This window comes from Neglectibacter timonensis (assembly GCF_900048895.1).
Taxonomy (GTDB): Bacteria; Bacillota; Clostridia; order Oscillospirales; family Acutalibacteraceae; genus Acutalibacter; species Acutalibacter timonensis.
Genome location: NZ_LT160639.1, coordinates 428,906 through 445,814 on the forward strand (window position 1 = coordinate 428,906; position 16,909 = coordinate 445,814).

The 16,909-nt window shown below is 44.9% G+C and carries 12 protein-coding genes; 9 read left to right on the plus strand and 3 right to left on the minus strand.

Annotated elements, in window-relative coordinates:
• Positions 1-10 precede the first annotated feature (10 nt).
• Complete coding sequence (locus tag BN3911_RS07070; RefSeq protein WP_066863287.1) at positions 11-1,576, minus strand: carboxylesterase/lipase family protein; 1,566 nt, start codon at positions 1,574-1,576, stop codon at positions 11-13.
• A gap of 248 nt (positions 1,577-1,824) precedes the next feature.
• Here BN3911_RS07070 and BN3911_RS07075 point away from each other — a divergent pair, with 248 nt between their 5' ends.
• From BN3911_RS07075 to BN3911_RS07100, 6 genes are all read left to right on the plus strand, one after another.
• The gene (locus tag BN3911_RS07075) at positions 1,825-3,075 is read left to right on the plus strand and encodes an ROK family transcriptional regulator (protein ID WP_066863290.1); all 1,251 of its coding nucleotides are present in this window, start codon (positions 1,825-1,827) and stop codon (positions 3,073-3,075) included.
• 35 nt (positions 3,076-3,110) lie between these two features.
• Positions 3,111-4,850, plus strand: coding sequence for a sensor histidine kinase (locus BN3911_RS07080; RefSeq protein WP_066863293.1), 1,740 nt, complete (start codon positions 3,111-3,113; stop codon positions 4,848-4,850).
• Complete coding sequence (locus BN3911_RS07085) at positions 4,847-6,433, plus strand: response regulator transcription factor (protein ID WP_066863296.1); 1,587 nt, start codon at positions 4,847-4,849, stop codon at positions 6,431-6,433. Before BN3911_RS07080 ends, BN3911_RS07085 begins: the two co-directional genes overlap by 4 nt.
• Before the next feature lie 204 nt (positions 6,434-6,637).
• A complete protein-coding gene (locus BN3911_RS07090) occupies positions 6,638-8,188 on the plus strand; it encodes an ABC transporter substrate-binding protein (protein ID WP_066863299.1) in 1,551 nt (516 codons plus the stop codon).
• Positions 8,189-8,305: 117 nt separating this feature from the next.
• Positions 8,306-9,229 (plus strand): ABC transporter permease subunit, encoded by a 924-nt coding sequence (locus BN3911_RS07095; protein ID WP_066863302.1) that lies wholly within the window; start codon positions 8,306-8,308, stop codon positions 9,227-9,229.
• An 18-nt stretch (positions 9,230-9,247) separates the two neighbouring features.
• The gene (locus BN3911_RS07100; protein WP_066863305.1) at positions 9,248-10,132 is read left to right on the plus strand and encodes a carbohydrate ABC transporter permease; all 885 of its coding nucleotides are present in this window, start codon (positions 9,248-9,250) and stop codon (positions 10,130-10,132) included.
• A 333-nt stretch (positions 10,133-10,465) separates the two neighbouring features.
• Here the strand turns inward: BN3911_RS07100 and BN3911_RS07105 are convergent, their stop codons facing one another.
• Entirely contained in the window at positions 10,466-11,542 is a 1,077-nt protein-coding gene (locus tag BN3911_RS07105; protein WP_066863308.1) for an alpha/beta hydrolase, read from the minus strand.
• A gap of 257 nt (positions 11,543-11,799) precedes the next feature.
• Here BN3911_RS07105 and BN3911_RS07110 point away from each other — a divergent pair, with 257 nt between their 5' ends.
• From BN3911_RS07110 to BN3911_RS07120, 3 genes are read left to right on the plus strand one after another with little or no spacing between them, the layout of a single operon-like run.
• A complete protein-coding gene (locus BN3911_RS07110; RefSeq protein WP_066863312.1) occupies positions 11,800-13,275 on the plus strand; it encodes a putative collagen-binding domain-containing protein in 1,476 nt (491 codons plus the stop codon).
• A gap of 51 nt (positions 13,276-13,326) precedes the next feature.
• Positions 13,327-14,325 (plus strand): MBL fold metallo-hydrolase, encoded by a 999-nt coding sequence (locus BN3911_RS07115; RefSeq protein WP_066863315.1) that lies wholly within the window; start codon positions 13,327-13,329, stop codon positions 14,323-14,325.
• Between the two features lie 21 nt (positions 14,326-14,346).
• Positions 14,347-15,816 (plus strand): alpha/beta hydrolase domain-containing protein, encoded by a 1,470-nt coding sequence (locus tag BN3911_RS07120; protein ID WP_066863318.1) that lies wholly within the window; start codon positions 14,347-14,349, stop codon positions 15,814-15,816.
• Between the two features lie 35 nt (positions 15,817-15,851).
• Here BN3911_RS07120 and BN3911_RS07125 read toward each other — a convergent pair whose 3' ends face one another.
• On the minus strand, positions 15,852-16,862 hold the full coding sequence (locus tag BN3911_RS07125) for a LacI family DNA-binding transcriptional regulator (protein ID WP_066863321.1): 1,011 nt from the start codon (positions 16,860-16,862) through the stop codon (positions 15,852-15,854).
• Positions 16,863-16,909 lie beyond the last annotated feature (47 nt).

Consider the following 16,909-nt stretch of genomic DNA (forward strand, 5'->3'; position numbering starts at 1 on the left):
TAACACTCCTTTATTTATGATTTTCATTTTCTTTGCGTAAAAAATGCGGGATGGCATGTTTGGAACTCCCAGCAACAAGCTCCATCAAGGTCTCATCGTGTGCAACACGGTTACCGGACAACTTGGAGAAAACAAAACAATTGTGCTCGTCCAAACAAACCGGTTTCCATTTGCTTATCTTTTCATTGTTGGGATCGCCAGTAGCGGCGAACGCCATGAATGAATAGAAAAACTCATCTTGCAGCCGGAAGGTCTCTTCCCCACCATAAAGCGCACCGATATACTCTACATTGTGAAAAACAAACGCCAGCTCGTCCGCATGTGTGGAGAGAAGCCCTCCTTTGTAATAAGTCTCATGTGCGAATACAAAATTATATGTGTGCTTTCCTCCTGCGCTAACACGTTTAAGGCAGAATTCAGCAGTAGGCCGCCGAACCATACAATCAATCATCGAAGCATAGTACAAGTTAAATTCTGGATATGCTTTTCTAAATGCATCACAAATTGCCGGAGCAGCTTGTTTCCCAAATGCTTGCACAACAGCAGTATACCGCTCTTGCTCTGACAATGCATTTTTTTCATTGATCTCTTTGGGGCGTGGCACCAGCTCTGTAAATACACTGCCAGCTATCACGGGGATGGACAAACTTTCCTCACGGAATCCAGCGTTAAACCATTCGCCTATATAGCTGCCTGTGCAAGGCACCGGCATCCAGTTAATAATTCCCTCACCCGCCACAGCGTCCATCGCAGCGAGAAGTTCCCCATTCGTCAACCGTCGAAGGCGTTCCAATCCACCAGCAGCATGAACAATTTTCTCCGCAAACTGTTTCGCCTGCGCCTTTTCCTGCTGGGGAGTCATATCGCCTTTCGGCAAAATACCGCTGTCAATAATCGCCCTGTGATACAGCCTATCTGCACTGGCCATCTGCATCAACGCACGTACTTTGGCGCCACCACCGGATTCTCCAAATATTGTAACATTTCCAGGATCACCGCCAAACTGCGCAATATTGTCATGGATCCATTGCAATGCCGCTACAATATCCTCCATCCCGGCAATGCCAGAATGTTCAAATTCCGGACCATAGTCGGACAGATCCAGATATCCATAGATATTCAATCGGTGATTGAGGGAAACCTGAACGACGTTGCCATATCGGCACATGTTTTCACCATCATAACACTCCAGTTCCAGGCATGAACCGTGTGCAAAACCGCCGCCATGCAGCCAAACAACTACCGGCCTTTTTGCGTCGGTATCCAGATACTTTGTCCAAACATTTAGATATTGACAATTTTCGTTTGCCAACCAGTACCGCTTGGGAAAGGCGAGATTTCCCACAGTGGTGGTTTCCGGCTTTGTTGGACAAACAAAACCGTAATCCTGGGTATCAAGAACTCCGTCCCAATAGGGTACAGGCTCTGGAGGCAAAAATCTTTCGGCCACAGCGTAACGAATCCCCAAAAAGGCATAGACCTCGTTCGCTTTGTAACCGCGAATTTTTCCTGCAGTTGTTTGCACTACAGGTTCTGTCTCGCTGCACACAAATTCCCTAATTATTTTGTTATACATAAGCACACCTCCCAACTTTTTCTTTCACTATACCATAGACTTTTTAGAAATGCAACTATGTGTTATAATAAAAAACAAACCCATATTTTGGTATATCAAATAAATATACTTGAATTAACCATGTATTTATTATAAAATATAAGCGATATAGACCACCTTAAGAGGCAGGGCATTCAAAGATACATTTTATAGTTTTAAAACATGATTGGAAACAATTTTACTCTTCTGCCAGGAAAGGAAACAGACCTATGGATAACTCACAGCGCACAAAGGGTACCCGACCACAGGATCTGCGCGCCCGTAACAGCCTTCTGATTTTACAGGAGCTTTCACAGACAGCGGGTCAAACGATTAACGAACTTTCTGAAAAGTTGCACCTAAGTCGCACCGCAGTCCAAAATATTATATTCTTTTTACAGCAAGAAGGGTTAATCGCGGACGGCGGAAAACGCGATTCTTCTAGCTTTGGTGGAAAACGAGCGATTTTTTATCGGATGCGGTCCGACTATAAACACAGTATTTTTTTCTACTTGAGTTCGCAAATTATCATTGCGGAACTATACGATTTTTCCCTGGCTCGACTTATGTATAGAATGGGGGATGTGTCACAGCTCTCCTATTCAGATTTACTACAGCACATTGTCAAAATGACACAAAGTCTTTTAAGAGACGCAGGTATTTTACAAAGCGATGTGTACGGCATCGCTATTGCGGTATCCGGGACAGTTGACAGCGACAAAGGAGTCTTAATAGGGCTGACCGGAGATAATTATCCAGAAAAATGGGGAACTAACCTATCAATGGTCCAGGACCTTCATGACCAGCTGGACATGGACGCAGACATCTGCTTAGATAATATGTGTAACTTCAGCGGACTGAACAGTTACGTTTCCTTGGTAGAAAACGAGGTGTCGTCTTGTCTTTATGTGATGGCGCACAGCCGGGGGATCGGTGCGGCCTTTATACGAAACGGAAGGATCGATAAAGGGCTGCACGGCTTGTTGAGAGAGATCGCCCATACGACAATCAGCTATGAAAGTAGCTTCCCCTGCCGGTGCGGGCGAAAGGGATGTTTTGAGGCTATGCTTTATCCCGATGCCGTGCGCCGGCAAACAAATGCAGCTATCCGGAAAATGGACCCATGCGGATTGGAAATCGATTCTGTAAAATCCATGGATGATTTGCTGCGAAAAGCCAATGAAGGAAATCCATGCGCTATACAGGAGGTTACCCATCTGGCCGGACTTTTTGCCCAACTTCTCTATAACGCGCAGATTATGGGGGATCCAGCGTGCATCATTTTTCACGATTCTTTTTCGGTTCAATGCGATTACTTTCATCATGCTCTTCTGTCCGCCTGTGGTGAAAAAAGCAAAGGGTATTTAGAAGTTCCCATCCGCCTTTTCTTTGATACAGAATCCTTTTCCGAACGCGTTCGAAAAGGCGCGGCTCTATTTCTGCGCAACCGGTATTTCGATCAATTTACACAGAATTTGTAATGCTTCGTCCGCTCCATTGGAGGGAGAATGTGCGCATGAAAAAACAAACATCTCACAAACTTTCCATTAAGCGATGGGTCATTTTAACGTTGATCTTCGGATTCGTGGCGACGGCAGGCGCCGTTATCATCGACATCGATTATTCAATGCGCCAGCTAAAAAATGAAACAGCAGCACAATATCTCAGCATACTAAACATGCAGCGAGAATCTCTGGATACTGACATCGGAAAAGCGTCCGCTATATTGCTCAGTTATAAAATGAGTGGTAAACACATCAATCAATTAATCAACTGTAAGGATAAAAACGAGGCTTATTTTGCGGTCACCAACGTTACATCCGATTTGGAAAGCCAAATCCTCAATTCGACAATTTCGGAGATCGTATATGCATATAAATTCGGCTTCGACAGATTTGGGATCGCACTCTCCTCCACCAGTCATATTTCTTCCGCAGAAAAACTTGCCGTGAAAGACTATGTAGAATCGTTGGAACGGGAAACAGCAGGGACAAACTATATGTGGAAACCTTGCTTGATCGGAGATGAATGGTATTTTGTTTACAACATTGCAGATAGAGATTATGTCATAGGTCAAGGCATCCGCGTGAAAACCATTGCTTCTCTCTTTCAGATGAAACTGGACGATAACAGCAGCATTGCGGTATTAAATGACCAGGAGGAAAACATGATCGACTCTGTTGTAGCAAGAAATAACAATCAATTCTTGAAAAACTACACAGAACGATATTCTTCTTATAACATTTACGAAGACCAAATCATTGTTTACACATATTCTTTGAATCTTTACCGACCGATTTTTTTCATCAAGGATGGCCTGCTCTCACAAAACTTCCTGAACATTGTACGGCTTCTCTGGAGCACGGTTTTTTTCATTATTATTATTTGTTTTATCATTTTTAACAATATAACTTTTGCCATTTTACGACCTGTAAAAGCGTTGAATAAGTGTTTGGAAAGTATACGGGACGGAAACTTAAAGGCAAAGATTCCGATCGATTCCAGTGTCCCACGAGAATTTTCAGACGTATATAACACATTAAATGAGATGACTTCCCGAATCCAGGAATTAAAAATAGAATCTTATGAAAGCGAACTTAAACGAACCCATTATGAACTTCAATTCTTATCTATTCAAATTGAACCACATTTTTACTTAAACTCCATGAAATACATTTATGCATTGGCACAGACGAAGCAATATGAAACACTTAAATCCATGATACTTAACTTGGCGGACTGTTTTCGCTATCTGACATATGACAATGAGAAAATGGTGCCGCTCCAAAAGGAACTCGAACATGTTGAGCATTATCTGACTATCACAAATTCCGGTTCCCCAAGCTGCGTTAAGATTTTTCTCAGTGTGCATCCTCACGCCAAAGAAGCGTTAGTACCCAAACTACTGGTTCAGACATTTGTTGAAAATTCCATTAAATACGGAGCAAATGGAAACCTTGAAATTGACATCGACGTTCAGTTATATGGCGACGACTGCGAACAGTTTCTCCAGCTCCGGATCAGCGATAACGGGAAAGGATTTGACGAAGTCTATTTATCCGAAATTAGAAAAAATGGATTTAATGATCAAAGCGGCCGAATTGGCCTCTCAAATTTATACAATCGCTTAAAGCTATTCTATCCAGACTATAACTATTTGACGATTTATAATAACGAAAACGGAGGAGCGACGGCAGAAGTAATCTTACCAGCTGTCTTCAGTGTCAAAACAGGAAAGGAAACGAGTGAGGCATGAACATCTTGTTGGTTGACGATAAATACGATGTGCTGCAAGGAATTGCTAATGGCGTCAATTGGAACGAAATCGGTGATATAAAACTTTTCTTTGCCTCTTCCGGTATTGAGGCATTGGAAATCATTGAACATCAGGCAATTCAACTGTTAATTACCGATATCGAAATGCCGGGAATCAGCGGGTTAGATCTTGCAGAAAAACTTCACCGAGAAAAAAAAGATATTGCGACGGTTTTTCTCACAAGCCATGACTCATTTCGGTATGCGCAGACCGCGATCCGCATTGGCTGCTGCGATTATATTCTTCAGCCTGTGGACTATGAGAAATTGCAGGAAGCAATCATTCGCGTTATCAATAACCGATTAACACAGCAGATTGAAAAAGCGTGGAACAACAGTGTCAACGAAAAGCAGGAGCTGGAACGGAACAGGCAAAACGCGTGGCGAAAGATCCTTGTAAAGGTCCCCCAGTACGATTTAAATACCATGCAGGAAATCCTGGAAAAAACACAGCTTTTTTTTAATAGCCGCCAGTCTTTTCGCATTATTCTGATTGCTTTGCTTTGGCGAAAAGAATCACTGGACAGTTGGACAAGCCACGCGGAAGATGACTGCTTTTTAAAAATAAAAAAAGCAATCGCCAAGGACTTTCCGGTAGCGGCCGGATTCGAAGTTGACATGACTACATGGTGCATTATTCTGGAAGATCCGGAAAAACGAAATATTCCGCTCCGCCTGCAGCCTTTTGTCAGAGTTGAGACAAAAGAAGGTGTCAGCTCTTTGGCTTTTTATGTCTCAGAACGAACAAAATTGGAAAATCTACCAGAAACCTATCAAAAACTACAGAAGCTGAGCAATAATAATGTTGGTAAATATGCAGGTGTATACGAATACAGGGAATGTGAAGATAGTCACAATGAAGAACTGGTTACCTGTGATGAACTGTCTATGCAGAAATGGAAAATATGGCTCTTGGATGGAAAAGGAGAACTCATCAAAGAAGAAGTAAAAAACTTCTTGTTTTCGAGAGACAAACATTCAAAAATAGACCGCACAACACTACTTCTTATCGTGCAACTCGTAATCAATGTTTTTTACAGTTTTGACCTGCAAAGCGCTGAGCATCTAATGGCTAAACAAAGTGTAGCAAATTTGTTTACCAAAGCGACGGACTCCCCTTCTGAGCTGCTTCTGTTTTTAGATGCGGTCATCGCCCAATACCAGGAAAGGCGCAATGCCGCCTCTGCAGATGCAGGCGCAGCACTCCTCAAAAAGGTAAGATCTTACATTGACAGCCATATTGAGAGCCGGCTGGATCGAAATGAGATCTCTGAAAAATTTTTTATCAGCAAAGACTATTTATCGCACTTGTTCTCAAAATATGAACATAAGGGATTTTCACAATATGTGTGCGAAGAACGATTAAATAAGGCAAAGCGGCTGATGCTTGAAACAAATCTTCCTTTGAAAGTGATCTCAGAAAATGTTGGGATTTCCGATTATGCCTATTTTTCTAAGCTATTTAAAAGTCACGAGGGTGTTTCAGCAAACGAGTTCCGAGCAATCCATCGCAAAACATCATAGCAGATTATTGCAAGCACAGGACTTCTTTTTCCATGTACGGAAAAAGCCTGTGCTTTTTTCATTTTAAAATAACCATAGTACGCTGTATTTTCATACAGCTGTCCGTTTTTGTCGATGTATAAACAATCCGTGCTTCGCTATAATGTCATTGTAATGTAAGCCACAAATACGACGCAATACGACTTAGTAAGGAGGAATCATGTTATGAAGAATTTTGTTGCAATTGTTCTGGCCGCTTTCATGTTAGTTTCCTTAGCAGCCTGTGAACAAACGGAATCGTCATCCCCGTCTAGCACATTGGAATCGGCAGATTCTGTGCAGTCAGAAACCAAAACGGTCAGTGGTGTGGACAACAGCGAACCAGTCGAGCTAACAATGGTCATCCAAACGGATGGCATAGAGTGCGCCGACAACGCCATGTTGGACGAAGCAATCAATGAGCTTCTTAATGAGAAATTAAACGTCACATTAAATATCAAACGTTGCACGTTTACCGACACCAGAACAAACATGAATCTGTGGCTTTCCTCTGGTGAACCATGCGACGTTTTCAACAGTTGGTTCAGTTGGAACACCTATAAAGATTACTACGCTGATTTAACACCGTATCAAGATCTGATGCCCAACGCGTTAGAAGCACTTGGAAATTTTATCAGCAATGGATATAATGGCGATCAATTATTAGGTCTGCCGGCGATTAAGGACTGGGTTTCCTACTCTTGCTACATGATGCGCAAAGATATCGTTGAAGAAACTGGAATGAATCCAGAAGAGATCAAAACATTTGCAGATTTTGAAGTCCTGCTTCGTAAAATTAAGGAAAACCATCCTGACATGTATCCCTTGACAAACGGTACCGCGGGCCGGAGTACATTGTTCACCAGCACAGTCAACGCCCGCGAAGACGGCACGCAGTACATGACGGATATGTGCATAGGGACAGGCTTGGGCATCGGTCTGATGGATCCGGCCACTTCATCGGAAGTCTCCTGCATGTTCTTTAGTGATTTCTATAAAGATACCATTGAAATGGCATATAGATGGACAGAGGAGGGGCTGATGTATGACTCCAGCATTCTGAATGGATTTGAACAAGTTGTCGCCGGAACGGCAGCTGGGTACGGAACGTCCTACAAGCCTGGTATTGAATCACAAGAAACCGTCTCCTGCGGTACAGAAATGGTTGCGGTGTGTATGCCTGATCCGAAAGACGGAGTTCTCGTGACAAACACAAACTTTAATTGGGGCGTTAACAAGAACTGCAAAGATCCTGAACGTGCCTGCCAATTGCTTGACCTTTTATACTATGACGTCGATCTAAACAATCTGTTATCTTGGGGCATTGAAGGCGTCCACTATATTAAGACAGATGATCCAAATATCATTGAGTATCCTGAAGGCATAGATGCATCCACCGTGTCGTATTACAGCTGGGGAAAATGGGAACTCCCCAACAATTATTTGCAGTATGTGATGGCCCCCAGTCCTTCCAATTTGTGGGAAGAAATGGATGAATTCAACATGGCTGCAGCACCTTCGAAAGCTTTGGGCTTTGTGTTTGACACAACACCTGTCGAAGGCGAGATAACAGCCGTTCAAAATGTGATAACCCAGTATGATCCGGGTCTTGGCTCCGGTACACTGGAGCCATCCAAGTTAGAAGAATTCCAACAGGCACTCCTTGACAACGGAGTACAGAAAATCATCGACGAAGCGCAGCGGCAGTTAGATGAGTTTATTTCAAATAAGCAATAATGTATCTGATTGATGCACATCTCTGTATTTGACTGAAAACGAAGGGTAAGAATTTTTTCTTACCCTTCTTTAAACAAAAAAGCCACAGCAGTCACTGCTGTGTGGGAGGGTTAGAATATGAATCGATCCAAGATTTTAGCAAAAGCCAAGACCTGGTTTCCATTTTACATTTTTATGCTTCCAGGTATTGCATATCTGCTTATCAATAACTATCTGCCCATGCTGGGTTTATATATGGCTTTTACAAAAGTAAACCTTGTCGATGGTATTTTTAGCGGAGAATTTCTTGGGCTACAGAATTTCAAATTTTTGACGATGTCTTCGGATTTTCCTCTGATTATCCGAAATACACTTGTATATAACTTGATCTTTTTGATTCTAAACCCGATTGTCGGTATCGCGTTGGCTTTTTTTATGAACGAACTAGGAAGCAAAAAAATCCTGAAGTGTTTTCAGACGTCACTTTTACTTCCTTCGCTTCTCTCCATTCAAATCATTACATATATTGTATACGCATTTTTATGCATTGACACAGGGATTATGAACAAGACAATCCTGCCCACACTCGGTTTAGATCCAGTAAAATGGTATACAACACCCGAAGTTTGGCCTGCGCTTCTAATTTTTGTACATTTTTGGATGCGAAGCGGTTTCAGTAGTGTAGTCTATTTTTCAAGTATGCTCTCTATTAGCCCAGAGTATTACGAAGTGGCAGAGTTGGACAGTGCAAGCAAGGCAAAGCAATTCTGGTATATCACTCTGCCACTGCTGAAACCGACAATCATTACATTGATGATTATTAGTCTAGGCGCTATTTTCAAGTCGGATTTTGGCCTGTTTTATCAGGTCCCCCTGGGAAACGGAGCACTATATAAAACAACACAGACAATTGACACTTATGTATTCCGGGGGCTCACCGGCTCGGGAAATCTCGGATATTCCGCTGCAGCAGGTTTTCTCCAGTCTGTCATAGGGTTTGTCACGGTGATTTTGGCAAACTGGGTTATTCGCCGAATCAGCCCTGACGACGCAATTTTTTAAACCAAAGGAGGAAATCATATGCATAAACCAAAGGAAAAAACGGTATATCTGGCCGTTTCGATTACGATGCTAACGATTTGCGCGCTTGCGATCATCATTCCAATTATGATCGTTTTTATGTCTTCTGTTTCCGACGAATCGACAGTAATCAAGTATGGTTATACCTTATGGCCGCAGAAATTCAGCCTTGAAGCGTACGATTACATTCTAACAAGATTTGATGTGGTGGGACGCGCCTATGCAATTACCATAGGGGTAACATTTGTAGGCACCCTGGTAAGCATGCTAATCTCTTCCTGTCTGGCCTATGCACTGGCACAGCGCAATCTCCCCGGCAGAAAAGTGTTCATGTTTTTCGTCTTATTCACCATGCTGTTTAATGGAGGCCTTATTCCCACTTATTACTTTTACACTACAGTATTTCATATTAAAAATACATATTTTGCTTACATTGTCCCTAACCTTTTATGCAGCGCATTTAATGTAATCTTACTGAGAAACTACTTTGCAAACAGCGTCTCTCCGGCACTCCGTGAATCAGCAAAAATCGATGGATGCAGCGAGTTCAAGATATTCCGGAGTATTATCGTACCGCTCTCTACGCCAATCCTGGCAACAATCGGCCTTCTAAGCGCAATTGCTTATTGGAACGACTGGCAGAACGCACTGTACTATGTTGATAATGCAAAGTATGCCAGTATTCAACAGGTACTGCGTAATATGACAAACAACATCTCCTATCTAGCCAACACCAGCAGCGTCCCTTCCGCTAGCCGGCAAGTTCCCGGCCTAACGGTGCGAATGGCGATTGCAGTTTTGTCTATGGCTCCGCTGATGATTGCTTTCCCATTTTTTGAGCGTTACTTCGTAAAAGGAATCACCATCGGCGCAGTGAAAGAATAGTTATCAGTCAAGAATGACGCAGATCTTTCCCATTTATCTGCCCGGGAGTATGGTGGGTGTCTTTTTTATCGGCACTTTCCATACTCACCCCCGGTCAAACTCAGGATGCCAGAATCTGTACTCTGGCAACTGGTTTCCTACCGGTGTCAAAAACAGCGAGTAAGTCGATTATGGCTTACTCGCTGTTTTTTTAATTCTTTTGTATTCTTTGCCTATCAAAGAACAAGGGTCACCTTATTCTTGCACGCCCCCATTCAGTTTCCTGTTCCCTGAAAAACAACATATTTTCAAATACAGCGCTTCCTTTTGCCATCCTTTGTAGGAAACGACGCATCACACAAAAAAGTCCTCCTGCTCTTTATGGAATACATCCTGCAAAAAGGCATCTGCCAAAGGCAGCCAAAGCTCAAAATTCGGATAATTTACTTGCCCCTCTACAACACGTACTCCGGCCTTTCCGTGGGGAACTCCGGCAAAAGTATGAACTTCAACCGGTACTCCATGGGCTATAAGATCCGGATAGGTAGCGTGCAGATTCTCCATGGCGCCGTCCTCCCTGCCTACTGCAAAAAAAGTTGGAGGATAGACAACTCCGGTATAATCAACTTTCGCACCGGCAAACCGTGGGCCGTAAATACAGAGAAAAGCATCGGGAGCACCATAGACCTCATCAAGTTCATCGGGCTGATAGTCCTGGAAATAATCGGTCATCTTTTTATCGCCGGAGTAGAAGAGAATGCAAGCCTCACCGGTGACGCCGCCATTGGAATATCCGGCGAAAGCAATATTGTGAGGGTCGATTCTGTATTTATCTGCATCACGACGAATGATGCGGATCGCCCGCGCCGCATCAGCGCCGCATTCCCTTTCGCTCCAGGGATTGTGATTGGGACGGTTATTGAGCATAAAAACCTGATACCCCATGTTCTGAAAATCCAAACAATTTTGAAAGCCCTCCGGCAGAGAGCAAGAACCATGGTCCCCTCCGGCGCAAACCACTACGGCGCCCTTTGGGTTCACTTCCCTGGGCAGTGTCAGTGCGTACATATAAGGTGCAAAATCGGGGTTATGGTTATAGCGATATTCGCTGTTGTCGGAATAGTCGGTTAACGTAGGGATCCTTCCCTCCGGCCAGAGATAGATACGCTCGGGGGAGTCCGGTCTCTTTTTCATGCTTCTCCTTTTTTGGGAAAAATTCTCCACGTGCTTATACCGTTCCTCCTTGGGACAACGGTATACCGCTTCGCCCAAATGATAGAGCTCTATCAGATCCTCCAGAGGATAACAGGGAGAATCCTCAAAAATCTCGACCGCATCATGCTCTTCGGGACCGAACTCCGCTTTGACATCCCGCATCAGCCCAAACATTTTTTCTAGAAATTCCTGCATGGTATCTTTTTCAGTTGGCATAAAAACACTCCATTCTTTACTGCGGATCAATTGAAGAAAGCAACCATGATCCGCCCATCATCAATTTACTAAAATTTTAGATTTCTTTAAAAACAGCATCAATCGCATTTATTACTTTAGATCATATCACAGGTAAAAGAGATCGTCAAATGATTTTTTAGATTATACTTGACATTTTACTAAATTAATTCTAAAATATTTAATATAATTTTAGTGGCACAAAAATCGCACTATCACAGAGAAAAGAGGTTGGCAGTATGAAGGACAGCAAATTTCCCATGCATGGGCCCTTACGGGTTTCACCCGTGAATCCGCGTTATTTTACGGATGACTCCGGCAGGGCAATTTATTTAACCGGTTCCCATGTCCACGGAGCACTGGTAGATCATGTAATGCTGAATGACGGATCTCCCCAGGAGGTAATTGACTTTGATGCTTATATCGCGGACATGGCAGCACATGGACATAATTTTCTTAGACTATGGACAAGAGAAAGCGGCTTTGGACCAGGGCATTCAACCCCACCGGCAATGACCCGGACAGAACCGTTCCCCTATGTGGATGTAAATCAGGATGGTCATTTAGGGGATCACCCAGTGTACGACCTCAACAAATTTAATACAGCATATTTCCAACGCCTTAGAGACCGGGTAATCAAAGCAGGCGAGAACGGCATTTATGTCTCCGTCATGTTGTTTGAAGGCTGGTCGCTTGACAGCAGGCGAAGGAATCCTGACGGCTATCCTTTTGCCGGACATCCCTTTCACAAAGCCAACAATATAAATGGTATCGATGGAAATCCAGAAGGAATTGTGGAATCCCACATGGACGTTATGGCCGATGTTAACCCTATGGTTACCGAAGAGCATCTAAGAGTTCACACGCTTGACATACCAGAAATAACGGCCTATCAAAAGAAGTACATAAAGCGTGTTATTGAAACCGTAAACGATCTTGATAATGTGATGTACGAAATTGCCAACGAGGCATTCCGTTGGAGCCGTTACTGGCAGTATGAGATGATTGATTTCATACACGATACGGAGAGAAACATGCCGAAACAGCACCCTGTCTGGATGAGTCACTTGGTTCAAGCCCAAAATGAAAGCCTATTCGTCAGTCCGGCAGAGGCAATAAGCCCTGGTGTGGAAGATGTTTCCGAGGATTACTGTCAGAACCCGCCGGCAAGCGATGGCAGGAAAGTTATTCTGGCGGACACCGACCACCTTGGAGGATTTTGGGGAACCAGCCAATGGGCATGGAAATCCTTTATGCGCGGACTAAACCCGATCTTTATGGATTTTTGGGGTGAAATGCGGAATATGGGCGCATATGAGGACGAGGCTCATCCTGTATCAAACCTTTTCGGACGCCAACAATATATGCTGCCGAAAAACTGGGGCGAACCAGTTCGCACAGCTCTTGGGCAAACCAGGATGTTTGCCGAAAGAATCGATCTAGTACACGCCTTGCCGAGTGGTAATTTGTCCTCCACGGGATATTGTCTCGCCGTCCCCGGCAAGGAATACTTGGTGTATGCACCGGCCGCCGGACAGTTCCGTGTACGCTTATTTGGAGCGCGGGGACCGTTTTCTGTAGAATGGTTTAACCCCAATACCGGCGAGACGATTCCCGGGGAACCTTTTGAAGGAGGAACAGCCTTTGACTTTACTCCGCCATATTTGGGAGAGGTTGTTCTCTACCTCAAAAAAATCGGAGAAGCCATCCATTGACGTGCTTTGCGGTTCTCACAATCACCATTCCAGGAAAGGAAAAATGATACCATGAAATGGAAAAGGAATATGGAACCTGTGGATTTTTCATCGCTTCACGGCATTTTGCTGGAAGACAGCGACGGAAACATTCAACCTATGGACCAGCCCTACTTTAAAGCTGAGAAGATTGCTTCAGGAACATGGCAGGTGCTGAGTGATGGAGATTATACCTACGTGTTGGAAGGAGAGGATGAGCTGATCTGCATCGACGGGGGCTGCGGCGCAGGAAATATCCGGGCCTTCTGCCAATCCCTTTCTGACAAGCCTCTTTACCGCCTATTGAATACGCATAATCATTTCGACCACACTGCCAGCAACTATCTTTTTGATGCCGTCTATATGTCCGAAAAGTGCTATAAGGAACGCTGCCGTCCTTTCGCAGACTTTGCCGGAATAGAGTTTCCAGACGATTATCCCGTGGTGTTTTTGAAAGACGGCGACGTGGTCAATCTGAAAGGCAGAGAACTCGAAGTCTATCAGGTTGAAGAGCACTGTATGGGTTCCTTGCAATTCCTGGACAGAAAAAACCGCATACTCTTTTGCGGGGATGAATTGAATGGGAACTTTTTTGACAGCCGAATTTCCGTTGAGTATTCCTTCCGTAATGTGCAACGCTGGTTATCCTTCAGGGATTCTTATGACCTCCTATGTGCCGGCAACGGCATCCACGACGCTTCCTATGTCGAGCGGTATTATGACACGCTGAAATACATCTTAGAGGGACATCAAGACGAAGGAGAGGAGTACTATAAACCATATGAGGACCGCATCCCAAATGTAACAAGCAAAGACGGAAAACCAGTCCGCGCCAGAAGATCGCCCAATATGGAATTTGTGGCGGACGGTCTTCGGGAAAAAGGGATGGAGAAACATCTGGATGTTACCGATGGGCGCGGCTGTTTCTGTTTTCTGCGCAAGTTAACACCGGATGGCCAATTTGACCGGCAGCTCGAAAGGAACGACTGCAGAGTTTGTTATTACTTGAATAGAATCTGGGACAAAAACTAGAGAAAAAGGGAGAGAAAAGATATGATTACTGAAATTAGAAAAGTCCCCGTCACCGAGGAGACACGTCCTTTTGCCACAGCATTAAAGGTCTGTCCCCTGGAGGAACTGGGCTATGCCGAGGAAGAATATTTCCAATCAGGCACGGCAAACGTATACCGGGAGGAAGAAGAAGTTCCTGTTGTGGAAATCCCAGACGCTCCCTATACCACCCGGCTTCTCATCCGGCGTCCCAAAGACCCCAAGAAATTCAGCGGAAATGTGGTTATCGAAATCCTCAACGCCTCCGCCATGATGGACATCGACCGCATTTGGGTAAACTGCTGGAGATATTTCACCCGACATGGCGACATCTATATTGGCATCACCAGTAAGGGTCATGTTGTAGACGCTCTCAAGGCCTATGACCCGCAACGCTATGCACCCATCAACTGGGCCAATCCGAATTCAAACCGCGTCCCCTGTGATGAAGTGAAAAATAGCCGTTTTGGATTCCTGCCCCAGTATGAACAGGGGCTGTTCTGGGATATGCTTCTCGATTTGGCTAAAATCCTGCGGACAGAGTCCCCTATGAACCCCATTGCGGACTGTGGAAAGGCCTGGCTTTATCTCACCGGGTGGTCCCAGTCCGGCGCATACTTGTCCCGTGTGGTCAACACCTTTGCCTATCTTCCGGAGAACTGTCAAAACGGTCCTTTGTTTGACGGATATATCGATGCAGGAAGCGGCGCCTCCAATGCGCCGATCAATGCCTATGAGCCCTTCAGCACCCCTTTTCGCAAAGGACGGCCCACTGCCAGCCTGCTCTGTACCAAGGAGCCCTGTATTGCCATCAATACTGAGAGTGAGAACAGGAGTACCTTCTGGTATGGAAACTTCGATGAACCCAACTGTAAATTCCGTACCTGGCAAATCCCTTGCTCCAGCCACGACAACCGCTATAATCTGGTAGATTACTACCACCTGGGTTACGGTACAGAAAGTCTGCACCGGCTGGGCCGCGACATGGATTGGGAAGGGTATCAGGGAGAGGCCCTGAACACACCCTATCATTTCATTTTCCATGCTGCCTTCGATGCGCTCTATCATTGGGTGCGGGATGGAATCCCCGCCCCTTACGCACCAAAAATCATAACAGAGATGACCTATGGTCCTACCGATCCTACCGGCGTTCAGGTAGCCAACAGGACCGACTCCTTTGGAAACGCGCTGGGCGGCATCCGTTATCCCGCGGCAGACTGCCCCACTTCCGTATGTCAGAGCTACACGCTCAGGAAGGACGGCGGTATTCAGCAGATGTTTGGTACAGAGTTCCCCTTCTCTTCAGAAAGGCTGAATGCAATCTATGGGGATATCGGGCATTACCGGACTTTGGTGGAAAAGAGCGTAGACAACGCTGTTGCCCACGGCTGGATACTGGCAGACGACAGAGAAGCACTGATCGAAGCCTCTGTCGAGACGGCTAAGCAACGAGGTTTATCATGTGAAATATAAAATGTCCGCCGGCTCTCACACAGCCGGCGGACATTTTATATTGGAAATTCACCTTTATTCTCCCGGACAACAAGTTGCGTCCCCACACGAATATGGCAGCAAGGATAATCCTTATCGCGGACCACCCTCAACAGAAGGAGCAGAGCCTCACGGCCCCTGACAACGGAATTGATATCTACAGAGGAAAAGGTATAAGCAGAGGGAATGCGGCCTACCAGGTTGTCAAAGCCTATCAATTTGCAGCTCTGACCATTCTGAGATGCAAACTCCGAAAGCAAAGGCAGCAGGCTAAAAGCCAAATAATCAGAGGAGAAGAAAAGGGCGTCGGGTTTCTGTTTCAATTCCTGCATTTGCTTTTTAAAAGATTGCAGTTCCTTGTCCCTGACAAGATCCATCCACATGGGCGTCAGCCCCTTTTCCCTCATCCAATACCGGTACGTCTCTCTGCGTTCCATTTCGTTGCGCCGCATATGGCCGTTTTGGGACTCTACAAAAGCAGGGCGACGGCATCCCTGGCTGAATAGCCATTCCAGACCGCTGATGATGCCGCCTTCATTGTCTATGGAAACAGAACAGACCTTCCGCTGTGGAAAAACGTTATCTACCAAGACCAAGGGAATGCCGCAGGAAAGCAGTTCGTCGAGCTTTTCCAGAGAAAGCACAGGCGAATTGAATAACAAAATCCCGACATAATCCCGAAAGGAATCCAAATTGAGAGGTTTTTCCACATCCCAATATTGAATGGCCGCAACACAGTTTTCGCTGGAAGCCAGATCCAAAACCCCCTGCTGAAGATCCATAAAGATATAGTCTGTTCCGTGTGTGCTGCCAGGACGCGAACTGCCGGAATCCTTGCAGAATAGCAGGAGAATTTTTGTGAATTGTTCTGCCCTTTCCTTAAGCGGATAACCCACGCTCTCCACTTCCGCCAGTATCCTGCTTCGTGTTTCATCTGAAAGGCCCGGTTTCCCATTTATTGCCAGAGAGATAGCGGAAACACTCACATCCAGTCTGTCTGCCAATTCTTTTAAAGTCATTTTCCCCATACCCTCACCATGCCTTTTAGTAAAACTTCCTTTCAAATATTGCTGTA